Genomic DNA, 25,499 nt, shown 5'->3' on the forward strand with positions numbered 1-25,499 from the left:
TCTTAATAATTTAGAGACGTATTTTTTAAAATTGCGTCCTCGATATCTTCAGGAGAGTAGTCATCTCCTGAAGCTTTTTTAAGAGGAATTGTGTAACCTTCATTCAGGTAGTTATCCTCAAACGCATTTGAAATTTGCTTTTCAGTGTACTGGCCCATCAGTTGAGAATCTTCACCAATCATAGACGCTAATTCCTGATCTCTCAATTCAGCAATCTGTTGAGCTCTTGCTTTTGCTTTTCCAACTGCTGAAAGGTCTTTGTTCGGTCCTTTTGTAATCGGTTTTTCAAATAATTCGGCTTCACACAGTGATACTAATAGGTTATTAGTTTCGGCCCATAAGAAAACAATTGAAAGATCATTAATATCATAAGTCATTACGATCCTTTTACCATGGTAATTCTTAATAATATCATAATATGCAGGGCTGATCATATAGGTAAATTCAACTCCCACAATTTCAGTGGTGATCTGCCCATTGTTGCCTAATGTTATTTTTTTACGAGCATCGAATAATTTTGATATAGTAGCACCTGAAAGGAATGTAACATGTGGTTTTTCACTATGATCATGCAGTTCAGAAGGTGACTGATGTACTTTTGAGTGTTTTCTTGAATACTGAGAATAAGGTGTAACCCTGTATTTTTCTATATGTACAGAGGCTTCTTCAATGCTTTTTTCTAAATTCCACCCTTGTTTTTTAGCCTCTTTTTTAATTCTTTTAAGATACTCAGCAGATCTGTGAGCATATTTTGCTCTTGATTGGATTCCTTCACCATAGAAGTATTTAGAATCCATAAAGAATACAGATTGCAGGGTTCTGAACCATCTTTCCATTTTTGCTTTATCATTCGCTTTTGAGGTAAATGATATTTTTACTCCCTGTCCCTTCATTCTTTCAAAAAGATCTGTCATTTGTGGAGTGTTATGTCCTGGAAAACGGTCAGTTATCCATTCAAAAGGTAGATAACCTGCATTTTGAACAGCCATTTTCATAGCTTCAGTATATACAAAATGATTTTCTTCGTAATCAAAGGAGTATCCCAGGATATCGCCTGAATGTACATCCCGGACAGCAACAACTATAATGTACTTTTCAACTTTTTTAGTTTTTGAGTTCCCGTTTTTGTCAATCACGGTGATCTCACCTTCATGAGAAATCATATTTACTCTTGTAGCATCCATTTCCCAACAATCCCCAGCATATAGAGCGTTTTGAGTAGGGATGTATGAGCGGTGTATGTATGATTTTCTGCTGCTTGCTCCGAACCTTTTTAAACCTGTTAAAAACTGTGTTTTGGACTGTTCAAATATTGTTTGTCCATACCAACGACGTGAAGGAGCTTTTTTAAGCGTTAATTCACACATTTGAGTAACTTTTCTGATGATATGTTCCTGTGAGAACGTACTATCATCAGCATACATCTGCATAACCCAGCTGAATACTTCAGGATCATTGTAAATTTCAGCATTATTATTACCTGCACGAGGTAAGCGAATAATATCTACAATGGCCTGATCTGTTGTTTCAAGAATGGTTATTTTTTCCTTTAACTTTAAATAGTTATGTGGAATATATTGAAGGTCCATTTCCGACAGAACCGGGCTTAAATCCTTATATAATTTGTTAGCAGTTCCCGGATAGTCATCTTTTTCGTCCAGAATGAAATCTAAAACAGCACATGCCTTTGATAAAGCAGCTCTCTGAATATCATTAACATCTTTGTAAAACTCAGAATATTGGGGAGAAACAAGCTTTAAATGCTTTTTAAACCTTCGTTCTAAGGTTGTTTCCTCTTTTGACTGACAAACTGTTTTATAGGCATCAAGTAATGCCTCACCGTCACCAAACATATTTCTGTAATGTTTGGGGGCTTTGTTTGGAATATTATTAAGACAGTAATAGAAATGCCCGGAAACCTTTGCCCAACGCCATGACTTGCCAGAATCCGGCATGAAGTCTTTAGCTTTAGCAAGGTCACAAGGCCGAACCGTTTTTTTATAGCGGATTCTTGCAACTTTCAAATAACTGTCCTCCAACCCGCAAATTTCAGCAATCAAGCGTTCTGAAAGCCAAATGCTTTCATTACTGCCTGATTGTCGTATTAATATGTCTGTAGGTTGAAGGTTCATTTTTTTATTAAAGTGTCCGACTCTCCGGATCTGTTTTGTTCCCGCCGTGGTGTCGAAACCACGCAAGGCCGTGGCGGGATTTTAAAAAATTTCTGAAATGTCAATTTTTACGATGACTCTATACAATGAAAGCATCTCATCATAAAAATTTTCTTGTACAGCAATTTTAGACTCTCCTGAACGGAAATATACTTGCTTGCCATATCCAACTAATTCACAAATAATTTTATAGGATCTCATATTGTTTTAAATGTTTTGCGAATCCTATATTTACCAAATAGTAACCACTCGTAACCGATTACCTTTCTGCAAAAATTGTCGTTACTGATACTTGACGACATTTAATAATCGATTGTACTAACTTTTTAAATGTTTTCATATTCTATTATTATTTATTGTTAGTTAATTTCTTTAATTCGTTCAAAATCTTAAGTCCCTTTCCTCTGGTTGGAATTCGCTCAGCTCTTGCGATTTTCCCCACATATTCAGCATTAGTATTATGTTTTTTTGCAATAGACTGATATGGGGTTTCACTTCTAAGTTTAATTTTTTTGGCTAACGTCTCCATTTTTTCTTTAGATTTGTACCGTTTATTGAGTACAAATATATAACAAAGTTGCGAATTACCGCAATAAAAAATGCAAAAAATTGCAATTTTATTACGGTTTCCCATTTTTATTAATTATCATGCTGAAAATCAAAGAGATACGAGAGAGCAAAAATATTACACAAGACGAAATGGTTTTACGGACAGGAATTCCAAAGCGTTCTTATGTAGATTATGAGAATGGGAAAAGTGATATCCAACTCAGTAAGTTGCAAAAAATCGCAACAGCATTAAACGTAACTGTAGGTTATTTAATAGGAGAAACTAAAAGTGAAAATTTAGTTATCATTGAAAACGATAACAATAATGATAACCTTTTTGATAATAAACCAAAAGTAAAAAGTAAGTTATCAATCGATGGAGAAGTTATCGGAATTAATGAATACAATAGCGAATATATTGAGGTGATGCGAAAGCTCAAATTTGCAGACAGTATTAGTATTACAGATCACGGAGCTCCATTCTATGAACTTCCTGTAAGTGCGGGCCGTGTACATGAACTTATCGACATGCAGGAACGACCTACAGGGTATATAAATTTACCTGGAATTAATTGTGATGCATTTTTCCCAATTACAGGAGCTTCTTTTGAACCATTTATAAGGGCTGGAGATATAATTGGAATAAACTTTATAGATAAATGGGAGAATTTAGATCCTGATTGTATCTATCTAATTATTACATATGATCAAAGAATGATCAAAAGATTAATGAATCACCCTACAGATAGTACATTATTGATATGCGTATCACCAAACTATAAAGAATTCAATATAGATAAGTTTACAATACGATACATCCATAAGGTCACATTCTGTGGACGTTCTATTTAATTTAGTTAATAAAATAATATTAAAAAGCGTTTGAAATTAACATGCAAAGTATTTACCCACTTCTAAAATGAACATTTAATTAATATGAAACTATTGCAAATTAAACTGTTTCAGCTGTTGAGGCCTTTACTTTTGGTTTTACCGTCTAAGCTTAAAATAGTATGAAATAGCTATCAACCACCGGTAGCTATTCATATAACTTTAAAAAAAAATTATATATGAAAATCTTAGCAATAGCAGGAAGTAACTCAGAAGTTTCCATGAACAAACAATTGGTAACCTATGCATCAACATTGTTTGAAAATGCAGAAGTGGAAGTAATCGATCTAAATCCTTTCGAAATGCCAATCTATAAGCATGAAAGAGAATTGGCAAACGGTGTTCCGCAGGAAGCTTATAATTTTGCAGCAAAAATCGATGGAGCAGAGGTGTTATTGGTAGCTTTAGGAGAGCATAACGGAACCTATTCCACGGCGTTTAAAAATGTGTTCGACTGGGTGTCAAGAATCAAAGACAGAACCGTATGGAACGAAGTGCCAATGCTACTGATGTCTACATCTCCCGGAGGAAGAGGTGGAGCAGGAGTTTTGGAAGCTGCATCGAAGCGTTTCCCTTTCCATGGAGGAAATGTGGTGGAAACTTTCTCCCTTCCATTCTTCAATGATAACTTTGATAAAGCAGCTCAAAAGATTTCTAACGAAGAGAAAGACAATGAGTTAAAGGAGAAAATAAAAAAGATTGCAGCCATTGAATCTATTCTTGAAAAATAGAATTTGAATATTCATTTAAAATTACTATTTTTGCAAAAAGAAAAAGAGATGAAAATTCAGACCTCCTATAAACAATGTTTTTCTCATAAAGGGAAAATTGTGGGCTCTGAAATTCTGAGATAAAATAACGGCCGATAATCTGAAAAGATTGTCGGCTTTTTTGTTTTCTAAATTTGAATATAAAAGTAATTGAAATATTAAAGATACAAGACTCCAGAAGCCAGATACCAATAGTCTGAAATCTGAAATCTGAAATCTGAAAATCTAAAAATCTAAGCAGACATGAGCAACACTTACAAATCAGCAGGAGTAGACAAAGAAGAAGGATACAAAACGGTTGACAAGATCAAAAAAGCGGTCGGTGAAACCCACAATTCCAATGTATTGAATCATTTGGGAAGTTTTGGTGCTTTCTATGAAATCGGAGGATACAGGAATCCGGTTCTTGTTTCAGGAACAGATGGAGTAGGGACCAAGCTGAAAGTGGCTTTAGATACTAAGAAATACGATTCTATCGGAGTAGATTGCTTCGCAATGTGTGCCAATGATATTCTGTGCCACGGTGCAAAACCTTTATTCTTTTTAGATTATCTGGCTTGTGGGAAGCTGGATTCTGAAATTGCAGCAGAAATCGTTTTAGGAATGGTGGAAGCCTGTAAGGATAACAACTGTGCATTAATCGGTGGAGAAACTGCTGAAATGCCGGGAATGTACCAGCCGGGAGATTACGATGTGGCAGGATTTTGTGTAGGAATCGTAGAAAAAGACCAGATCATTGACGGTTCCAAAATTAAAGCAGGTAATAAAATTATTGCATTGCCAAGCTCAGGGTTCCACTCAAATGGATTCTCTTTAGTAAGAAAAGTATTCCCGGATTTTGAAGAAGAATTTGAAGGAAAACCTTTATACGAAACCCTTTTAGTGCCTACAAGATTATACTATAAAGATATTCATAAAGTATTGGAAGAAATCGAAGTAAGCGGGATTGCTCACATTACAGGCGGAGGCCTTTATGAAAACGTTCCGAGAATTATTCCTGAAGGACTTTGTGCATCTATTGACGGTTCAAAAATCAGAATACCAAGTGTAATGCTTGAACTGGAAAAAAGAGGTGGAGTAGCCCGCGAAGAAATGTTCGGAACATTCAATATGGGTGTAGGGATGGTGATCGTAGTAGATGCGGAACATGCAGAAAAAATATTACACCTTTTAGATGATGCTTACGAAATCGGGGAAATCACTGAAGGAGCAGAAAAAATCAATTTGAAATTTTAAATGACATCAGATTTCAGACACCAGACATCAGACTTTAAGTCTGTAATCTGATATCTGATATCTAGCATCTGAATAATGAAGAACATTGTAGTACTCGTATCCGGTTCAGGAACCAATCTGCAGAGAATCATTGATACTATTGACTCGGGAGAGATCCAGAATGCAAAAGTGGCTTTAGTGGTAGCAGACAGAGAATGTTTCGGATTGGAAAGAGCAAAGAATCATAATATAGAAAACATACTGATTCCAAGAGGAAAGAATTTCAGCAGCGAATTGGCTAAAGTAATTCCACAAGATACAGACCTTATTGTACTGGCAGGATTTTTATCCATTTTGAAACCTGAATTCTGTGAAAACTGGAACGGTAAAATAATTAATATTCATCCGGCATTGCTTCCGAAATTCGGAGGAAAAGGAATGTGGGGAATGAATGTACACAACGCCGTTATTGAAGCCAGGGAAGCAGAAAGTGGGGCAACGGTACATTTTGTGACTCCGGGTATTGATGAGGGAGAAGCTATTCTTCAGAAATCTTTTGAAGTAACTGCTGACGATACTCCTGAAACATTAGCCCAGAAAGTTCATCAGATCGAATATGAAATATTTCCCTTAGCGATCAATAAGGTACTGGGAAACTAATAAATATAACAATGTACCAGTGTACCAATTTACCAATGTTGAAGGTATTGTTACATTGCTAGACTGATACATTGCTACATTATCAAAAAAATCTAAGTAAAATAAAAAGTAATCCGGAGGTGAAAGAACCGGGTACAGTTTGAAATAACTGTGAAAAGTAAAAATTGAAAGTAATGAGTAAAAAGAGAGTTTTAATCAGTGTTTCTGACAAAAGTGGCTTAATAGAATTCGCACAGTTTTTGGAAGCTCAGAATTATGAGTTGATTTCTACAGGAGGAACGTTCAAACATTTGAAAGACGCTGGTTTAAATCCTGTTCAGATCGATGAAATTACCAATTTCCCTGAAATGTTGGACGGAAGAGTGAAAACCTTGCATCCAAAAGTTCATGGCGGACTTTTAGCAGTCCGTACCAACGAAGAGCACATGAAAACCGTTCAGGAACACGGAATTGGTCTGATTGACATGGTTATCGTAAACCTTTACCCTTTCTTTGAAAATGTGAACAAAGACATTTCTTTACACGAAAAAGTAGAGTTTATTGATATCGGAGGGCCATCAATGCTTCGTTCTGCAGCAAAAAACTTTGATTCTGTAACCGTAATTACTGATGTGGAAGACTATACAACAGTAAAGCTGGAAATGGAGCAAAATGGAGACACTTACATTGAAACCCGTAAAAAGCTTGCAGGAAAAGTATTCAACCTTACTTCTGCTTATGATGCTGCTATTTCAAGAATGCTTTTAGGTGAAGAATATCCAACGTATTTAAATGCTTCATACAAAAAAGTATCTGATCTGAGATACGGTGAAAATCCTCATCAGACTGCAGCTTACTATGTTTCTACTTTCGAGAACGGAGCTATGAAAGACTTTGAACAGCTTGGAGGTAAAGAACTTTCTTTCAACAACCTTCGTGATATGGACCTTTGCTGGAAAGTAGTCAACGAGTTCAAAGAAGAAATGGCCTGTTGCGCTGTAAAACACTCTACACCTTGTGGTGTGGCGATCGGAACTTCCGCATTGGAAACATACCAGAAAACTTTCGAATGCGATCCGGTTTCTATTTTTGGCGGAATTGTTGCTATGAACTATAAGATTGATGCGGCAACAGCTGAAGAACTGAACAAAACTTTCCTTGAAATCGTAATGGCCCCTGAGTTTGATGAAGAGGCCCTGGAAATCTTAAGAAAAAAGAAAAACCTTAGAATTATCAAAATCGTAAACCCTGTTTCAGATAAACAAACCTGGGTAAAGGTTGATGGCGGTATTTTAGTTCAGGACAATGATCTTCATTTCTCTGATGACATTAAGGTAGTTACTGAAGTACAGCCTACAGAAGCACAGAAAAAAGCATTGCTTTTCTCTCAGAGAGTGGTAAAATATGTAAAGTCAAACGCTATTGTTGTTTCCAACGGAATCCAGGCATTCGGAATCGGAGGAGGACAGGTTAACAGAATCTGGGCAACACAACAGGCTATCGAAAGAGCAAAGGAAAAATTCTCCGGAGATCTGGTATTGGCTTCAGATGCGTTTTTCCCTTTCCGTGATGTAGTGGACTTCTGCGCCCAGGAAGGTATCAAGGCAATTATTCAGCCGGGTGGAAGTGTAAAAGATCAGGATAGCATAGAAGCTGCTAATGAGCATGGTATCCCGATGATGTTTACAGGTGTCAGACACTTTTTCCACTAATTAAAATAGAATTAAAAAATAATCAGGGATTGTATTTATAGCATTCAAAATTATATATTTGTAAATTAAGACTAGATAATAAATAAAGTATGAGAATATTAATCATAGGTGAAGGCGGTAGAGAATCTGCTTTAGCGGCAAAGCTTCAGAATGACCCGAGAATTTCTAAAATGTTTTTTGCCAACGGGAATGCTACTACCGATGTAATAGGGAAAAATGTTCATTTATCAGAAATCAAAGAACTTAGAGATTTCGCTATTAAAGAAAAGATTGATCTTACGATTGTAGGTCCTGAAGCTCCATTGGTAGCTGGTTTAAAGGATGAGTTTAAAAAACACGATCTTAAAGTTTTTGGTCCTACCCAGAAGGTGGCAAGCCTGGAAGGAAGTAAAGCATTCTCTAAGAAATTTATGCAGACCTATGATATCAAAACAGCCAGGGCTGTAGTATTTGATTCATATAATGAAGCGGTAGAATATGTAAAAACACAGGAGTATCCTTTAGTAATCAAGGCAAGTGGTTTAGCAGGCGGAAAAGGAGTTGTTATCTGTGACAACCTTGAAGAAGCTGAAGCAACGATCCATGATTTCATGATCAGAAGAATCTATGGTGATGCCGGAATCCGTTTAGTTATCGAAGAATATTTACAAGGTTTTGAAGCTTCTATCATCGCTTTCTCTAATGGTGAAAAACTTTTCCCTTGTGTAGCTGCAAAAGATTATAAAAAAGCCGGAAACGGAGATACAGGACCTAATACAGGAGGTATGGGTTCCGTAGCACCAAGCCCGGAATTTACTCAGGAGCACTATGCAGATTTCGAGAAAAACATCCTGGAACCTACCATTAAAGGTCTTAAGGCTGAAGGTTTCGGATTTAAAGGAATCATCTTCTTCGGATTGATGGTAACGAAAAACGGTGCTTACCTTCTTGAATATAACATGAGATTCGGAGATCCTGAAACTCAGGTATTGATGGCACTGATGGAAAACAACCTTCTGGATGTGATCCAGGATTGTATGGAAGGAAAGGATATCGAACTTAAGTTCAAAGACGAAAAAGCAGTGTGCCTGGTAATGTGCTCAGGAGGTTATCCGAGAAACATTGAAACAGGTTTCGAAATTACAGGAGAAGACAAATTAAAGCACAGTAAATTATTATATGCCGGTGCGATCAGAAAAGGAGATAAAGTAGTTTCCAATGGCGGTAGAGTACTGAACATTGTGGCTACAGGAGCTACCTATGAAGATGCCCGCAAAAAGGTTTACGAAGACGCAGGGCACGTACATTTCGATTACGGCTTCTACAGAGAAGACATCGGAAAGTTTTAATAAAAATCACGAAAAAGATTTGGAACCATTCCAAGTCTTTTTTTGTAAAACAGTTAAGTAAGCAATAGGCTTTAGGCTGCAGGCAGTAAGCTTATTGTATTATAAAAAAGCTTACTGCCTAAAGCTTATTGCTTGAAGCTTTTAAATTAATATTATTTATCAATTATCAAAAATGAACAACGGTATTATTATTTTAGATTTCGGATCCCAGTACAACCAGCTTATCGGAAGAAGAATCCGTGAGATGGGCGTATACTCTGAAATCTTGCCTTACAATACACCATTACAAGATATTTTAGCAAAACAACCCAAAGGAATCATCCTTTCCGGTGGACCAAGTTCTGTAAATGCAGAAAATGCCCACCTGGTTGAAAAAGAATTATATGAGCAGGAAGTTCCTGTGTTGGGAATCTGCTATGGAATGCAGATGACGGCTCATCTTTTAGGAGGAAAAGTAAATAAAGGAGAAAAAGGAGAATACGGTAAAGCCAATCTTGAAATTGTTAAAGAAAGCTCTTTGTTAAAAGGAGTAACTCAGAACTCCGTCGTTTGGATGAGCCATTTTGACGAAGTAGGAGCGTTGCCTGCAGGTTTTGAATTAAATGCAAAATCAGGTGTAATAGCTTCCATCTCTAACGAAGACAAAAAAATCTTCTGTGTTCAGTTCCATCCGGAAGTTTCTCATACAGAAGAAGGAGGGAAAATGCTTGAAAATTTCGTTTTCGGAATCTGTAATGCAGAGAAAAACTGGAAACTGACCAACTATATTGACAGAACGGTTGAAGAGATCCGTGAGAAAGTAGGGAATAATAAAGTAATCCTTGGACTTTCCGGAGGTGTGGATTCTTCTGTAGCGGCTGTTTTGATCCATAAAGCTATCGGTGATCAGTTGACTTGTATCTTCGTAGATACGGGATTATTAAGAAAAGATGAAGGCAAGAAAGTAATGGATCAATATGGAGAACATTTCCACATGAACATTAAAATGGTAGACGCCAAAGAAAGGTTCCTTTCCAAATTAGCCGGAGTAGATGATCCTGAAGCGAAAAGAAAAATCATCGGAAACGAGTTTATCCATGTGTTTGATGAAGAATCCCACAAAATTGAAGGCGCTAAATTCTTAGCTCAGGGAACCATTTATCCTGACGTGATTGAAAGTCAGTCTGTAAACGGACCATCTGCAGTGATCAAGTCCCATCACAACGTTGGAGGGCTTCCTGAAGATATGGAATTCGAATTACTGGAGCCATTAAGAGAGCTTTTCAAGGATGAAGTAAGAAAAGTAGGAGAAGAATTGGGAATCCCTCATCACCTGGTATACAGACACCCTTTCCCTGGCCCTGGATTAGGAATCAGAGTATTGGGTGCTGTAGATGCGGAAAAAGTGAGAATCCTGCAGGAAGCTGATGATATCTTCATCGAAGAGTTATACAAAAACGATCTTTATGAGAAAGTATCACAGGCATTCGTAGTATTACTTCCGGTAAAATCTGTAGGAGTAATGGGAGATGAAAGAACTTACGAGTATACAGCTGTAGTGCGTTCTGCTAATACAATCGACTTTATGACGGCAACGTGGAGCAGACTTCCTTACGAGTTCTTAGATACTGTTTCCAGCAGAATCATCAACGAAGTAAGAGGAATCAACAGAGTAGCTTACGATATTTCAAGCAAACCGCCTGCAACCATTGAGTGGGAATAGTTTTTTGACCTGAATTTAAAATATAAATCCTGCCCGTTTTCTGGGCAGGATTTTTTTTGTTAAATGTTTTATCTTCCAATATCCTATTTTCCATATTCCCTTATATTCAACATCTTTCAAAAGTATTTTTTGTAAATGGTAATTTCTTTATTATTCAATAGGGAGATTATGTAGCTTTAAAAATGAGAGTTTATCCCAGTATCCTCTCTGGAATATGATTTTATCGTTTTTTACATGAAAAAATCCACATCCGCGAAGTCCAAGAGGGTCCTTCCATTCCATTATAGCCCATTCCCCATCTTCAAAAATATTTTCTACGATGCAAACCATTTTAGCTGTTGCAAATTCATTTGCAAACATTTCGTAAATAGCAGTTTTACCCACTACTGGCTCATTTGAAACTTGATGGTTTACTGCATCTTCTGCATATAATTCTGCAATACAAGCCGCGTCAGCCGCATTAAAGCTATCTATCCATTTTTTCAAAACTTCTTTAGGTGTCATAGTCATTTGAGAACAAAATATTAATTTAACATAAAGGTAGGTAAAAATGTTGTTTTAATACTGATAATTAGAAACTTTTATTTATTTACTGACCGGGATAAAAAATAAAACGAATACAGGGCTTACTTGCATCAATGCATATTGTTTCATATAGAAATGGAAACATGTAATAAGTTGATAGAATCACAACCCCGTTTAATACGGAAGTTTATTAGTTGCAGAATTTTCACTAAATTTAAGTAAAAATTACATCAAATGCAAATAGAAACAAGACCCCTGAGCGTTCAGGATTATGATGAATTGGCACAAACAATGAAAAGGGCTTATCCGCAAATGTCGGAATCAATATGGTCTAAGAAAAGCATAGAAAAGCTCACCAGAATATTTCCGGATGGCCAAATTTGTATTACAGTAGATGGAAAACTGGCTGCAGTGGCGCTGTCTATTATTGTGAATTATGACGAATTCGGGGATGATCATACCTATAGTGATATTACAGGTAATTATACCTTCAATACACACACTTCAAAAGGAAATGTTTTATATGGGATAGAAGTTTTTGTTGATCCCGAATTCAGAGAATTGCGTCTCGGAAGAAGATTGTATGATGCCAGAAAAGAATTATGCGAATTATTAAATTTAAAATCAATAATTCTGGGCGGCAGAATCCCGAATTACCACAAGCACAGCCATGAGCTTTCTCCAAGAGAATATATACGAAGGGTGAGAGATAAAGAAATTTATGATCCCGTGTTATCTTTTCAGCTTTCAAATAATTTCCTGCCGATCAGGGTATTGAAAAAATACCTTCCCGAAGATGAAGCGTCCAGAGAAAATGCCGTTCTCTTGCAGTGGAATAATATCTACTACAGCAAAAACCCGAATACGATGCAGGACAGCATCATCCGCCTGGGATTGGTACAATGGCAGATGAGGCATTTCAAAGATATAGACGCTTTTTATGAGCAGGTGGAGTTTTTTGTAAATGTAATGGGAGATTACAAATCAGACTTTGTACTCTTCCCTGAACTTTTCAATACTCCTTTACTGGCCCCCTTCAATAATCTTTCGGAAAGAGACAGTATGATAGAACTGGCAAAACTTACCGAAGAGATTAAAGAAAGAATTTCAGAGCTGGCCATCAGTTATAATGTGAATATTATTTCCGGAAGCATGCCTGTTTTTGAAAACAATGAACTCTACAATGTAAGCTATCTTCTTCATCGTGATGGGCGTATGGATGAATACAGAAAGATTCACATTACCCCAAATGAAAAAAGATATTACGGAATGAAAGGTGGCAATGAAATCAAAGTTTTCGATACCGATTGTGGTAAAGTAGGCCTTGTCATCTGTTATGATGTGGAATTCCCGGAATTGCCCAGAATTCTGGCAGATCAGGGAATGAAAATACTATTTGTCCCATACCTTACAGATACCCAGAATGCTTATATGAGAGTTCGGCACTGTGCGGCAGCAAGAGCCATAGAGAATGAATGCTATGTCGCAATTGCCGGTTGCGTAGGAAATCTTCCAAAGGTTAATAATATGGATATCCAGTTCGGACAGGCTGCTGTATTTACACCTTCAGACTTTGCCTTTCCGTCTAATGCTGTAAAAGGAGAAGCCACTCCGAATACCGAGATGACCCTGATTGTGGATGTAGATCTGAATTTATTGAAAGACCTGCACCATAATGGCTCCGTCCAGGTGATGAAAGACCGTAGAAAAGACCTTTATGACACTTATCTTAAATAACAAAAAAAGAATGCAGCTGCATTCTTTTTTGTTACTGTCAGTTAATTTGGACATATGACATCCGGGCAATAAAATCCCGGACATAATGGTCTTCCGTCTTCAGGACAGCATTTATAGGTGCAGTTGAAAACAGGACCGTTTCCGGAAATACTTTTTAATTGTTCCCTTGAAAGTTTTTTGTTACGTAAATTTTTCATGTTGAATATTTTTTGATAAGTTTTAATAGTACAATATAAAAACGTTTTTTTATTCTTTTTATTGCTATATGTACGGAATAATATATTGATATACTGTGTGTTGTGTTCCTTGCTGGATAAGAGAACAAGCATAGTGCTATTGAGCCGCTTATATAACAAAACAGAAGGCCATTGGCCTTCTGTTTTTATTTACCTAAAATTTTTTGAAAGAATTACATATACTGAGGGCAAACGACCGCAGGACAAATTAATTTCGGACATCTCGGTCTTCCGTCAGTAGGGCAGCATTCATTTGAACAGGTACCACCGATGATGATACCATTCCCTGAAATACCTTTCAATTGCTCTCTTGATAGTTTGTTGTTGTGTAATTTTTTCATGTTCTAATACTTTTATTGGTTTGTTTTAATGTTTGTACGATGTAAATATAGAAAAATATATTATACGTCCGTGTTTTTGTTGAAATTTTATAGTATGAACTTTTAACTCTTTCAAATACCACCCGGTTCAGCTTTCTAAATATAAAAAATTAATGAAGAAGGAGTGCAGGCAGAATAAAAATACTATTGGGAACAGTTTTTGGAGTAAATTGCAATTACTATTGATAAATTATGTTCGATAAACAGCAAAGAAAACTGAAAAGATCTGCCAAACTGATTTCCGTGTTAAGTAAATACGGATTTAAAGACCTGCTGGCAAGAATGAACGGGGGTAATAAACAAGATGATGCCTCAGTAAATTCTGATGAAATTATTTCAAAGGGAACCGTTTATGAGAGAATAAGACTGGCTCTGGAAGAGCTGGGACCCACTTTTGTAAAGCTTGGGCAGACATTCAGTAACAGGGAAGATTTGCTGCCGCCGGAACTGATTCAGGAGCTTCAGAAATTGCAGGACAAGGTAGATACGGTAGACATGGATGTTGAAGAAGCCCTTGAAAATGAATTCAATATTTCCGTAAAAGATTACTTTCTGGAAATTCAGAAAGAACCTTTAGCCACTGCTTCCATTGCGCAAGTGTATAAAGGCGTTCTGAAAGATGGAAGTCCGGTAATTCTGAAACTGAGAAAACCTGATGTGCAGTCTGTCATTGAAGACGATTTGCTCTTGATTAAAGATATTGAAAAACTGATATCCACCTATTCAGAAATAGGAGAAAAACTGAATATGAAACAGGCTATTTCCACTTTTGAAAAATCATTACTGGAAGAAGTTTCCTTGATTAACGAAAAAAATAATATTCAGCAATTCCGCCTTAATTTTAAAAATAATAAAGAAACCTATATTCCAAAGGTATATGAAGAATTCTCCAATAACAATATTCTTTGTATGGAATTTATTGACGGAATCAAAGTGACGGACAAATCCATTCTCCTGGCCAATGGTATTGATCCGGTAAAGGTCTCCGAAGTAGGATTAAGGCTGTTTGTTTCTCAGATCCTGGATTATGGATTCTTTCATGCCGATCCACATGCCGGGAATATCCTGGTCAAAAGGGATGGAAAGATTGTATTTATTGATTTTGGAGCCGTAGGGAAAATCCAGCCTAATGATAAGGAAATTCTCGAAAACCTTATTGTAAGCTTTGTTGCCAAAAACCCTCATAAAATAGTCCGTTATCTTAAAAAAATGGCAATAAGCTATGAAATTCCGGATGAAAGAAGATTTGAAGGTGATGTAGAAGACATTCTGAATTTTGTCCATAGCTCATCCCTCCAGCAAATCAATGTTCAGGTCATTATCAATAAGATGAAAGATATTCTGAAAGACAACAGGCTCTATATGCCGGATTATTTTTATCTGCTGTTTAAAGGAATTAGCCTGATAGAAGGTGTAGGAAGAAATATTAACCCTGAACTGGATATTGTTAAAAGCCTTCATCCTTACACTAAGAAAATATTCACCAAAAAGATCAACCCGAAAAATCTTTTAAAAACCGGTATGGACCGGATGATGAACTTCACGGATAATGTAGATGAAATACCGAAAGAACTTCGCTCTGTTCTTCAAAAATTGGATGAGAACAAATTTACGGTTTCCAGCGAGATTAAAAATATAGAAAAGACCAATCAGTTGATCAAGTCCAGTGTGGTTAACCTGATTTTAGCTATGGTTCTGGGAGCAAATATTATTGCAACAGCTATAGTCTTTGTTTCAGAATCAGGGCCGAGGATAGGTGAATTGTCTTTAGTAGCTGTCTTAGGATTTGTTTTCTCAGTTATTTTGGTTTTAATACTTTTGCTGAGAGTATCGAGGAAATAATTAAAATTTTAAAGTTGCTAATAGGAACAGCAATGTCTCGCATCAACGTATTGTAACCAATGGGAAGACGGATCAGTTTCCTATCAGAAAAAAGCTGGGGAAAGGATATGTTTATGAAGCTAATTTTTAACTTGTAATTAAATACCTATCTTTGCAAAATGGAAAAACTCACTTTTGCAGATTTTGACCTTCCGGTTAAAATTCTTGATGTTTTAGCAGACCTGGAATTATTCGAGCCTACACCAATTCAGGAAAAAAGCTTAAAACCTATTCTTTCCGGAAGAGATGTAATGGGAATTGCACAAACGGGAACCGGGAAAACACTGGCTTATCTTTTACCTGTATTGAAAACATGGAAATATAGCAAAACAGGGAATCCAACTGTTTTGGTACTAGTTCCTACAAGAGAACTGGTAGTGCAGGTGACTGAAATTCTTGAAAAGCTGACAGAAAATATTACTGCAAGAGTAATTGGAATATATGGAGGAAAAAACATCAATACCCAGAAACTCTTATTCAATGATGGCTGTGACATTTTAGTAGGAACACCGGGAAGAGTAATGGATCTTGCTATTGATAATGCGATCTCCCTGAAGGAAATTCAGAAATTGATTATCGATGAATTTGATGAAATGCTTAATCTGGGTTTCAGGCCTCAGCTCACCCATATTTTTGAAATGATGAAAGAGAAAAGACAAAATATCCTTTTCTCTGCAACCATGACAGAAGCAGTGGATGAAATGCTGGATGAATATTTTGCCAATCCGGTTGAAATCTCATTAGCCAGGTCCGGAACTCCTCTTGAAAAAATTGAACAAACAGCATATAAAGTTGAAAATTTTAATACCAAGATCAACTTACTTGAGTATTTGTTGAAAAAAGACACGGATATGTCTAAAGTGTTAATTTTCAATAACAATAAGAAACATGCTGATCTGCTGTTTACTAAAATTGACGAGCTTTTCCCTGAACAATTCGATGTGATTCATTCCAATAAATCTCAAAATTACAGGCTTAAAGCGATGAAAAGGTTTGAAAATGAAGAGATAAGAGGATTGATCACTACCGATGTAATGGCAAGAGGTCTGGATATTTCAAATATTACCCACGTAATCAATTTTGAAACTCCGGATATCCCTGAACAATACATTCACAGAATCGGTAGGACCGGTAGGGCGGACAAAGAAGGAAAAGCAGTGACTTTTGTTACCAAAAAAGAGGAACCTCTTGTATTGGACATCGAATTATTGATGGATAAAGAATTAAAGTTTAATGATTTCCCTGCAGAAGTAAAGATCAACCCTAATAAAATTGCTTCCGAAAAAGATGAAGTGGTCATGAAAAACCCTGTACAGGTAAAACTGAATGAAGGAGGGGGAGCTTTCCACGAGAAAAAAGCTAAGAACACGAAAGAAAACTGGGGCGGGCCATCCAAGAGAAAAGCACCTAAGAAATTCGGTGCCAACAGGGCCCAGCAGAAAGCTAAGTCTAAATCGAAAAGAAAGAAATAAGAAAACGGATAAAAAAATAGCGGCCCTGTTAAGCCGCTATTTTTTTTATTTCATATAAGGTTTCATTACCTTCGTCCAAATCTGGTAGCCTTCCGGTTTAAAGTGCAGCATATCTTCTACAAAAATATCCTTTCTTACATTCCCGTTTTCATCTTCCATAGCTTTGGTAACATCAATGAACTCAGCATTGGGTTCTTTTTCCATGAAAGCAGCAATCTTTTTATTAGCTTCCCTGATCTGTGGCCAGATCACTTCTCTGCTCGGAGAATATTTGATAGAAATGTAGTCTACTTCAATATGAGGGAATCTTTTTCGTATTTTCTTATAAAAAGATTTATACCTCTTAACTACTTCCTTTGCTTTCAACTGGTGATTGTCTGCAAAATCATTTTCACCACAGTAAATTATAATCTGTTTGGGTTGATAAGGAGCCAGCAGGTCATCTGCAAAATCATTAAGATCGGTAAGCCTGGAGCCGCCAAAACCTCTGTTGATAATTGTTTTATCCGGGAAATAGTCGGCTACATCGGTCCATTTTGTAAAAGAAGAACTTCCCAGAAAAAGAATGGCATTCTTGGGAGGCGGGTTCTGCTGGTCCTCTTTTTTGAAATTCTGAATGTCCTGCCAGAACATCGGCTTTTTTTCCTGCGAAAAGAAAAGGGCGAAAGACAGCAATAGAAATGCTGATAAAATCTTCTTCATTATATCAAATTTTAATTTCAGATAAAAATAATAAAAAACTCCCGATCAACGGGAGTTATGGTTTATCTTTTGTAAGTAATATAGACAATATCCGGAATTTTATCTCCGTCCTGGTCAAAGCTTCCAAATTTCTGAGCAACTCTCAGATCTTTGCTGGTTAATATATCAACCCGGTAATCTTTGTTTTCATCATTGTCAAACTTAATCCCCAAAATTTTGGATTCTTCATCATAGGTATATTTCCCTTCACTTTTTGCATTAGGCTGACAATCTGCTCCGGTTCCTGTGTAAGCAGTATAACTTACATAAAAATCGGTTCTGAAGAACAGGGTATTTTTGATACTGCATCCTTGTGGAGTAGTGGTAGAAAGTACTGTTTTATTATCTTTTCCTGAGATGACTTCCGTTTTAACCTCCTTCCAATCTCCTTTCATCATCTCCATTTCATAAGCTTGAAGATCATCATCTTTACAAGAGGTAAGCGCTACAGCAGAAAAGGCAAATAAAAGTAGTTGTTTTTTCATTTTTACAAATTTAAGAATATGCTAAAATATAAATAAATTTGAAATATCTGTAATGAAATTCTTGTTTTTTTAAACAAATGTTTATAAAAAAGATAATTCTTCAAAAGATAGAATGGTATGTTGTAAGAACAAAATATTGCTGTTAAATATTAACAAAGCGGGCTTTCAGCCCGCTTCCCATATTTTATCTGCAGAGACGAAACAAAAATAATATTTAATAGCTCATCTCAACAATCTTAAAAGCATCCTGAGGCGTTAATTTTCTGTATTCTCCAAGACCTGCCCAGTTTCTGTCTGTAAATGCTTTTTCCACTCTTTCAGCAGTTCCCTTATAATCTTCCGTATATTCCGAAAGTCTGGTCTTGATATGAAGACTGTGGAAAAACTCTTCCAGTTTTTTTATACCCATCTCTGCTTTTTCTTCTACTGTTCCATCTTTAATTCCCCATACTCTTTCAGCGTATTGTGCAAGCTTTCCTTTTTTGCTGTCAAAATTATAACGGTAATGTGATGGAGCAATAATCGCTAATGTTCTGGCATGGTCGATACCAAAATAAGCGGTAAGCTCATGTCCCATTGCATGTACAGCCCAGTCTGTAATTACTCCTTTCTGGATAAGCCCGTTTAAAGCCATTGTACAGCACCACATAAAATTTCCGGCAGCATCATAGTTGAAATCTTCAGCCAATACTTTAGGAGCTGTTTCCTGAAGACTGATCAGAATACTTTCCGCAATTCTTTCCTGCAGATCTGCAGAAGAAGGGGCAGTCATATATTGTTCCAATACATGGGTATAGGCGTCGGTAATGCCGTTTACAATCTGGTTTTTAGGAATAGATCTAACGACTTCAGGATCCAAAACAGAAAATTGGGGAAAAAGTCCTGGCCCTCCTGAAGAAAGCTTTTCGTTAGTTTCCCTTCTTGAGATAACGTATCCTGAATTCATTTCAGAACCGGTAGCAGGAAGCGTAAGAATACTTCCAAACGGCATTCCTTCCCCTTCGAATGTTCTTACCTGTTTTCTCAGGATATCCCAAGGCTCGCCGTTATATCTGGCCGCTGCAGAGATAAACTTTGTTCCGTCAATAACTGAGCCTCCTCCTACAGCAAGAAGATAGGTGACATTGTTTTCTTTAATAAAATCTATGGCTTTCGTCAGCACTTCATATTCAGGATTGGCAGGAACTCCGCCAAATTCATAGACCTCATGATCCTTAAGTGCTTCTTTTACCTGATCATATACCCCATTGTTTTTGATGCTTCCACCACCGTAGATCATTAATATTCTGGCTTCCTTAGGGATTTCATTGGAAATCTTGGCAATTTCACCTTTCCCGAAAAGTATTTTAGTCGGATTTTTAAACTCAAAATTAAGCATGTTCTAAATTTATTTTACCCAAATTTACGGAATGAAAAAAGAAAATTGAGTTAATGGAATTTTAAAATTACTATGGTTGATTTTCATGAAAGCTATTGCAGATCTTTCTGTCATCTGGATGAGACTTTTTTTATTGTTTTCTGAAGTTGGCCTTGTTCTTACAAAAATGAACCAAGCTATGAAGAAATACAATTTTCATCCTTTGCATACACTCCATTAGTTTTTGCCTCCAGTTTTCCGGTTTTCCTGTTGATTTTAACCCTAAAAGATTCTTTTACAGCAGGACAGCCCTTAGATTGTTTAAGGTATAAAGAAATATAGCGGTCTTCAATTTTGTAGGCTCCGGTAAAAAGGTTGGTGGTGTCTACCGTATACCCATATGTTTTTGCCAGTAAAAGAGCTTCAGGCAGATTGTCTACCGTTCCGATAAAATCTCTCAACTGCTGCTCGCTGGAAAAATAAACCGGTCTTTCATTTTTGCATGCAAGGATGTATGAAAAACAATTGTTACCTATACATTTTTGAAAAAATCCTTTTTCCGGAACAGGTTCATTAATCGTCATAAATTCAGGAGCCTGGCTTTCATAGATAACCGCTTTTTCATAATCGGTGTCGTTGCTGAGTACCCGCCAATAGGCATAATCTTTATCCGGTATGATGAATGGATAGAGTAGATCGATATTATCTAGAATTTCCGGGATTTTTTTGAAATCGGATGGAACAGCTTTCTGGCCGAAAACCATGCTGAATAATAACAATAAAGCCGGAAATAATACTCTCATTCAGTTATTTTTACAAATTTAACAAAGTTAAGAAGATTTATTGCAAGACAATTTTGTAATAGCCTTTTTCGTCTGTTACGTCAATTCCAATGCCCGTGAACGTTAATTTATTGATTTGAAAGCCATCACAACCTCCTTTAAATTCAGATGATTGGATGGAAAAATCCAGATTTTTAATATTAGAATAAAATTTATATTTTTTTGTTCCATTATAGGCCCCTACATTTTCTAAAATAACTTTATTGTCGGATGTTTTGGTCAATTGTATGTTGGCATTATTCTCGTCTTGAACTGAGTAGGTGGTCAATGTACCGTTGGTAATAAGATTTTCATGATTGGAGTTTACGAACTCAAAAACGATGGGTTGTGGCGCATTGTAACAATCTTTTTCACAAGAGATGAACAGCATTATTAAGAGTAGGAAAATGAATGTTTTTTTCATGTAGCGTGGGAATGGTGTGAAAAGTAAAATTAATGAATGTTTTGTAATCAGAATTATATTATACCTGAATTATTAAAACGAGCTCTAAATATTTTCAAAACTTGGGAAAGCTGATAATCTGTAATATCTAAATCATCGATGTTTATTTCTATCTTTTCGTCGTTGTGAAAGAAGTATAAATAATTTATTTCAGGTGAATATTTGACTATAACTTCATCAGGAATTGAATTTTCATCATATTTAATTTTATCATTTTTATGAAGGGAATATTCTTTATGAATGAAAACGACATTGATAAATGCACCAATGAAAAAAATAATAGAAAGAAGAATAAAATATTGCAGTAGATAAATACCTATGAATAAAGCTAAAATTCCTAAAATTGCATAAAAAATAATTCCGAATTTCATTTTTGGTTAAGTTTTTTACGAAGATACATTTAAAACTCAATATTGATGGGCCTCAAATGCATTAATACATCTCTAGCTTGATCTCGCCAACTTGCCCAAACGACTCAAAAAGTTGATCAAAACTTCATAGGATACCCTGTCACAATATTCCCACTGGCAATTTTCTTAAGTTTAGATTCCATCAGTTTCTTTGTTAATGTCTTCAGTCGGTTGATGTATAAAACTCCCTGAGTATGATCATACTCATGTTGAATAATTCTTGCCGTCATTCCTTTAAAAGTTTTGGTATGCTTTATAAAATTCCGGTCCAGATATTCAATCGTAATTTCCCAGGGCCTTTTTACCTTTTGAGAAAGTCCGGGAATGCTCAGGCACCCTTCATAATCTTCCCAGGCTTCTTCTGAACTATGGATTATTTTCGCATTGATAAAAGTTTCTTTTATTCCCTTATCACCTTTTTCGAAATACAGTATCTGATCTTCCGTATCCAGGTTTTGATAAGTGATCTGACTGTCAACAACGAAGAGTTGTAAAGGTTTCCCGATCTGGGGTGAAGCAAGTCCGCAACCATTGGCATTCTCCATTGTATCCCACATGTCATTTACCAATTGATGAATTTCCGGAGTAATTTCATTGATCTGGAGACATTTCTGTTTTAAAATATTATTTCCGTAAGCAAGGATAGGTAGATTCATTGTTGTATTTTCTGCAAAGTTCAGCAGAGCAGGAGAGATATACAATGAACCTATGTTAATTAATTTGCCTGCGGATCCTGCTTAAAGCCTGTGGAGTAACTCCAATATAGGAAGCAATATATTTGAGGGGAACACGCTGCAGAAGCTCAGGCTGCTCGGTAAATAATTGTAAATAACGCTGCTTAGCTGTAAACTTCAGTAAAGAAAGCTCTCTTTTGCTTTTGGATAAAAATAATTTTTCAGAGGCAAAACGGCCTAAATGATTACCAACGTTGGTTTCTTTGTAAACTTTCTGCAGGTCATCATAAGAAATCTGCCATGCCACGGTTTCTGTCAGTGCCTGCATTTCATATTCAGAAGGCGTTCGGGTAAGAAAAGAGTCATACGCACAGATAAACTCCTTTTCAAATCCAAAACCGAAAGTATAGCCATATTCATCATCAGGAATATAAGACCTTACCAGACCGGATTCTATAAAAGAAAGAAAATTTTCCGTACTGCCCTGCAATGTAATAATCTCATTCTTAGGAAATACTTTTCTGTGAAAGTGTTTTGCTATAAATGACCATTCGGATTCCTGCAGTTTTATAATCTGTTCATAATATTCTCTGATGTAGCCCATATTGGAAACTTTTCGGATGACTTTTGACCAATCTCTATACCCTAAGATGATCCAGGTTACAAATTTACAAAATGTTTGATTGGGAATCTGAGGAATAATTACTGTAATTTTATACCAACTTTTTTGTCAATTGTCAATTCAACTCATTGCAAAATCACTTACATTTGTTATTATGATACACGACCAACGCGCAGAAAAATTCAGGCAGATTGTGGAAAATAAGTTCCAGATCTACAATTCATTATTTATGAGCCTGCCATATGATAAAATGACCAATATCGGGATGTTGCTTCCCTTCCTTTATGAGGAAAGCAGAACCGGCTATGAAGCAGGAAAAACTCCCGAGATTATTGTAGAAGAATTTTTTAAAAATCATACAGACCTTGAGACTGAGGAGCAAAAGCTCGAACTGCTTTTTAAGATCATTCAATATATAGAAAGACAGGTGGTCTTGTTTGACAGTATTGAGGATGCAGCATTTCCCAACCTTCACTCCGAAAGCGATAACGGAACAGTCACCAATCTTTTTGAACGTTCTTTTCAGGACCATAAGCTTGAAAAAGTGCGCGAAAAGCTGAAGGACTTTAGTGTAAAAGTTGTATTCACAGCTCACCCTACACAATTTTATCCGAGTTCAGTACAACGTATTATCCAGGACCTGAGGGGAGCCATTACCAGTGATTCCGTTACCCAGATCGATATGCTTTTACAACAGTTGGGAAAAACACCTTTTGTGAACAAAGAGAAACCCACACCGATTGACGAAGCACTGAGCATTATTTCGTATTTGAGATACGTGTACTATGATACCATCGGAGAATTATTTACAAAAATTAAAAAAACGTTTGGAAACGGACATTTTCATTTACACGAAGACATCATCCAGCTTGGTTTCTGGCCGGGTGGTGACAGGGATGGAAACCCTTTCGTAACAGCAGATGTTACCAAAAGAGTGGCAGAAGAACTTCGTTCTGCCATTCTGAAGTCCTATTACAGTCATTTAAAGTTTATCAGGAGAAGGCTGAGTTTCAGGGGAGTTTCAGAGATCCTGACTCAATTGAGTGAAGAATTGTATGCTGCTATTTTCAATGGAAAAAGCATTACTGCAGAAGATATTTTAGCAAAAGCAGATGAAGCTGAAAATATATTAATTCATGAACACAATTCTTTGTTTCTTGATCTTTTGACCAATTTCAGGGACCGGGTGAGAATTTTCGGGACTCATTTTGCAACGCTGGATATCCGGCAGGACAGCCGGATTCATCAGAAAGCAATTGATGAAGTATTTGCCAGACTTTACGGAAATGAGGAAGCTGACCCGCAACAGAAATTTACCCGACTGATTCAGGTTTCTGAAAAAATAAATCCCGATGATTTTGAGGATATTGTAAAAGATACACTGCTGACAGTTTCCCAGGTTTCTGAAATTCAGAATGTAAATGGTCTCAGAGGAATGAACCGTTATATCATTTCCAATTCTGATGCTGTAAAAGATGTTATGAATGTATATGCATTCTTCAAAGTTTGCGGATATAAAGACGAAGAGATCAATATGGATATCGTTCCCCTTTTTGAAACCATGGAAGGCCTTGCCAATGCCGAAAATGTAATGAATGAACTATATCAGAATCCTGTATATAAAAAACATATTGAAAGAAGAGGGAATCAGCAGACTATTATGCTTGGTTTTTCTGATGGAACCAAAGATGGAGGATATTTAAAAGCTAACTGGGAAATTTATAAGGCAAAAGAACTTTTAACAAAACTTTCTGAACAGCATCATATCAAAGTCATTTTCTTTGACGGAAGAGGAGGTCCTCCTGCAAGGGGTGGAGGAAAAACCCACGATTTTTACGCATCACAAGGTAAAACCATTGCCAATAATAAAATTGAATTAACAATTCAGGGGCAGACTATTACCAGTATTTTCGGAAATAAAGAACAGGCTAAGTATAATTTTGAACAGCTTTTAACAGCAGGAGTTGAAAATGATGTCTTTAAAAATGCTAAAAAAGAACTTACGGAAAAAGAAAGAAAACTGATTGCTGAACTGGCGGAAATCAGCTACAAAAAATACGCAGATCTGAAAGCCCACCCTATGTTTGTTCCCTATCTTCAGGAAATGAGTACACTGGAATACTATGGAAAAACAAATATCGGAAGCCGTCCTTCCAAAAGAGGAAACGGAAGTGAACTGAAGTTTGAAGATTTGAGAGCCATTCCATTTGTGGGATCATGGTCCCAGCTGAAGCAAAATGTGCCGGGATTCTTCGGCTTTGGATATGCCATGCAGCAAATGAAAGAGCAGGGAAGATTTGAAGAAGTAAGAGAATTATACAAAGGTTCGGACTTTTTTAAAACATTGGTTCTAAACTCCATGATGAGTATGAACAAATCTTATTTTCCCTTGACATATTATATCAAAAACAATCCGAAATTCGGCACATTCTGGAATATCCTTTTTGATGAATACGAACTTTCAAAAGATATTATGCTTGAGCTGACCGGATTTAAAATGCTTCAGGAAGAAGATCCGCTATCCAGAAAATCAGTAAAAATCCGTGAAAAAATTGTTCTTCCGTTATTGAGTATTCAACAATACGCCTTGATGAAGATTCAAAAAGGAGAAGGAGATAAAGGCGCCTATGAAAAGCTGGTGACGCGTTCTTTATTCGGAAATATTAATGCCAGCAGAAACTCAGCGTAATGATTAAATACGGCAATATTATCAATTGG

General features: G+C 36.4%; 24 protein-coding genes. 11 read left to right on the forward strand and 13 right to left on the reverse strand.

Annotated elements, in window-relative coordinates; translation table 11 throughout:
* Positions 1-2: 2 nt before the first annotated feature.
* Both OK18_RS15350 and OK18_RS21725 read right to left on the reverse strand, forming a co-directional pair.
* The gene (locus OK18_RS15350; protein WP_156173306.1) at positions 3-2,132 is read right to left on the reverse strand and encodes a DDE-type integrase/transposase/recombinase; all 2,130 of its coding nucleotides are present in this window, start codon (positions 2,130-2,132) and stop codon (positions 3-5) included.
* 388 nt (positions 2,133-2,520) lie between these two features.
* Positions 2,521-2,805 carry a hypothetical protein gene (locus OK18_RS21725; RefSeq protein ID WP_228377623.1) on the reverse strand — a complete coding sequence of 95 codons (285 nt, stop codon included), beginning with the start codon at positions 2,803-2,805 and terminating at the stop codon, positions 2,521-2,523.
* 14 nt (positions 2,806-2,819) lie between these two features.
* Between OK18_RS21725 and OK18_RS15360 the strand changes: the two genes are divergently transcribed.
* From OK18_RS15360 to guaA, 7 genes are all read left to right on the forward strand, one after another.
* Positions 2,820-3,572 carry an XRE family transcriptional regulator gene (locus tag OK18_RS15360; protein ID WP_053328566.1) on the forward strand — a complete coding sequence of 251 codons (753 nt, stop codon included), beginning with the start codon at positions 2,820-2,822 and terminating at the stop codon, positions 3,570-3,572.
* Positions 3,573-3,790: 218 nt separating this feature from the next.
* Positions 3,791-4,342, forward strand: a complete 552-nt coding sequence (locus tag OK18_RS15365; RefSeq protein WP_050021361.1) for an NADPH-dependent FMN reductase — start codon at positions 3,791-3,793, stop codon at positions 4,340-4,342.
* A 282-nt stretch (positions 4,343-4,624) separates the two neighbouring features.
* The gene (purM, locus tag OK18_RS15375) at positions 4,625-5,617 is read left to right on the forward strand and encodes a phosphoribosylformylglycinamidine cyclo-ligase (protein WP_050021359.1); all 993 of its coding nucleotides are present in this window, start codon (positions 4,625-4,627) and stop codon (positions 5,615-5,617) included.
* A gap of 75 nt (positions 5,618-5,692) precedes the next feature.
* The gene (gene purN, locus OK18_RS15380; protein WP_050021358.1) at positions 5,693-6,256 is read left to right on the forward strand and encodes a phosphoribosylglycinamide formyltransferase; all 564 of its coding nucleotides are present in this window, start codon (positions 5,693-5,695) and stop codon (positions 6,254-6,256) included.
* A gap of 173 nt (positions 6,257-6,429) precedes the next feature.
* Positions 6,430-7,947, forward strand: a complete 1,518-nt coding sequence (gene purH / locus OK18_RS15385) for a bifunctional phosphoribosylaminoimidazolecarboxamide formyltransferase/IMP cyclohydrolase (protein ID WP_053328568.1) — start codon at positions 6,430-6,432, stop codon at positions 7,945-7,947.
* 89 nt (positions 7,948-8,036) lie between these two features.
* Entirely contained in the window at positions 8,037-9,275 is a 1,239-nt protein-coding gene (gene purD, locus OK18_RS15390; RefSeq protein ID WP_053328569.1) for a phosphoribosylamine--glycine ligase, read from the forward strand.
* A gap of 172 nt (positions 9,276-9,447) precedes the next feature.
* Positions 9,448-10,977 (forward strand): glutamine-hydrolyzing GMP synthase, encoded by a 1,530-nt coding sequence (gene guaA / locus OK18_RS15395; RefSeq protein ID WP_053328570.1) that lies wholly within the window; start codon positions 9,448-9,450, stop codon positions 10,975-10,977.
* Between the two features lie 150 nt (positions 10,978-11,127).
* Here the strand turns inward: guaA and OK18_RS15400 are convergent, their stop codons facing one another.
* Positions 11,128-11,481 carry a nuclear transport factor 2 family protein gene (locus OK18_RS15400; protein ID WP_050021355.1) on the reverse strand — a complete coding sequence of 118 codons (354 nt, stop codon included), beginning with the start codon at positions 11,479-11,481 and terminating at the stop codon, positions 11,128-11,130.
* Positions 11,482-11,736: 255 nt separating this feature from the next.
* Between OK18_RS15400 and OK18_RS15405 the strand changes: the two genes are divergently transcribed.
* Positions 11,737-13,239, forward strand: a complete 1,503-nt coding sequence (locus OK18_RS15405) for a carbon-nitrogen hydrolase family protein (protein ID WP_050021354.1) — start codon at positions 11,737-11,739, stop codon at positions 13,237-13,239.
* Between the two features lie 41 nt (positions 13,240-13,280).
* Here OK18_RS15405 and OK18_RS21495 read toward each other — a convergent pair whose 3' ends face one another.
* Together OK18_RS21495 and OK18_RS21500 are read right to left on the reverse strand one after the other, a co-directional pair.
* A complete protein-coding gene (locus OK18_RS21495; protein WP_167336368.1) occupies positions 13,281-13,436 on the reverse strand; it encodes a hypothetical protein in 156 nt (51 codons plus the stop codon).
* 212 nt (positions 13,437-13,648) lie between these two features.
* Positions 13,649-13,816, reverse strand: coding sequence for a hypothetical protein (locus tag OK18_RS21500; protein WP_167336369.1), 168 nt, complete (start codon positions 13,814-13,816; stop codon positions 13,649-13,651).
* A gap of 231 nt (positions 13,817-14,047) precedes the next feature.
* Between OK18_RS21500 and OK18_RS15415 the strand changes: the two genes are divergently transcribed.
* Both OK18_RS15415 and OK18_RS15420 read left to right on the forward strand, forming a co-directional pair.
* Positions 14,048-15,697 (forward strand): ABC1 kinase family protein, encoded by a 1,650-nt coding sequence (locus OK18_RS15415; protein ID WP_053328572.1) that lies wholly within the window; start codon positions 14,048-14,050, stop codon positions 15,695-15,697.
* A 158-nt stretch (positions 15,698-15,855) separates the two neighbouring features.
* A complete protein-coding gene (locus OK18_RS15420; protein WP_050021352.1) occupies positions 15,856-17,208 on the forward strand; it encodes a DEAD/DEAH box helicase in 1,353 nt (450 codons plus the stop codon).
* Positions 17,209-17,253: 45 nt separating this feature from the next.
* Here OK18_RS15420 and OK18_RS15425 read toward each other — a convergent pair whose 3' ends face one another.
* From OK18_RS15425 to OK18_RS15460, 8 genes are all read right to left on the reverse strand, one after another.
* On the reverse strand, positions 17,254-17,910 hold the full coding sequence (locus tag OK18_RS15425; RefSeq protein ID WP_050021351.1) for a GDSL-type esterase/lipase family protein: 657 nt from the start codon (positions 17,908-17,910) through the stop codon (positions 17,254-17,256).
* Positions 17,911-17,972: 62 nt separating this feature from the next.
* Entirely contained in the window at positions 17,973-18,434 is a 462-nt protein-coding gene (locus OK18_RS15430) for a lipocalin-like domain-containing protein (RefSeq protein WP_053328573.1), read from the reverse strand.
* Between the two features lie 214 nt (positions 18,435-18,648).
* On the reverse strand, positions 18,649-19,812 hold the full coding sequence (locus OK18_RS15435) for an iron-containing alcohol dehydrogenase (RefSeq protein WP_053328574.1): 1,164 nt from the start codon (positions 19,810-19,812) through the stop codon (positions 18,649-18,651).
* Between the two features lie 176 nt (positions 19,813-19,988).
* Complete coding sequence (locus OK18_RS15440; protein WP_053328575.1) at positions 19,989-20,594, reverse strand: hypothetical protein; 606 nt, start codon at positions 20,592-20,594, stop codon at positions 19,989-19,991.
* A 37-nt stretch (positions 20,595-20,631) separates the two neighbouring features.
* Positions 20,632-21,036, reverse strand: a complete 405-nt coding sequence (locus OK18_RS15445; protein ID WP_053328576.1) for a hypothetical protein — start codon at positions 21,034-21,036, stop codon at positions 20,632-20,634.
* 53 nt (positions 21,037-21,089) lie between these two features.
* Positions 21,090-21,446, reverse strand: coding sequence for a hypothetical protein (locus tag OK18_RS15450; protein ID WP_053328577.1), 357 nt, complete (start codon positions 21,444-21,446; stop codon positions 21,090-21,092).
* A 116-nt stretch (positions 21,447-21,562) separates the two neighbouring features.
* A complete protein-coding gene (gene def, locus OK18_RS15455) occupies positions 21,563-22,141 on the reverse strand; it encodes a peptide deformylase (protein WP_053328578.1) in 579 nt (192 codons plus the stop codon).
* Positions 22,142-22,196: 55 nt separating this feature from the next.
* A complete protein-coding gene (locus OK18_RS15460) occupies positions 22,197-22,763 on the reverse strand; it encodes a Crp/Fnr family transcriptional regulator (protein WP_053328579.1) in 567 nt (188 codons plus the stop codon).
* Between the two features lie 172 nt (positions 22,764-22,935).
* On the opposite strand from OK18_RS15460, the gene OK18_RS15465 reads away from it, so the two are divergent.
* The gene (locus OK18_RS15465; protein ID WP_053328580.1) at positions 22,936-25,470 is read left to right on the forward strand and encodes a phosphoenolpyruvate carboxylase; all 2,535 of its coding nucleotides are present in this window, start codon (positions 22,936-22,938) and stop codon (positions 25,468-25,470) included.
* Positions 25,471-25,499: the final 29 nt, after the last annotated feature.

Source organism: Chryseobacterium gallinarum, assembly GCF_001021975.1.
Lineage (GTDB): Bacteria > Bacteroidota > Bacteroidia > Flavobacteriales > Weeksellaceae > Chryseobacterium > Chryseobacterium gallinarum.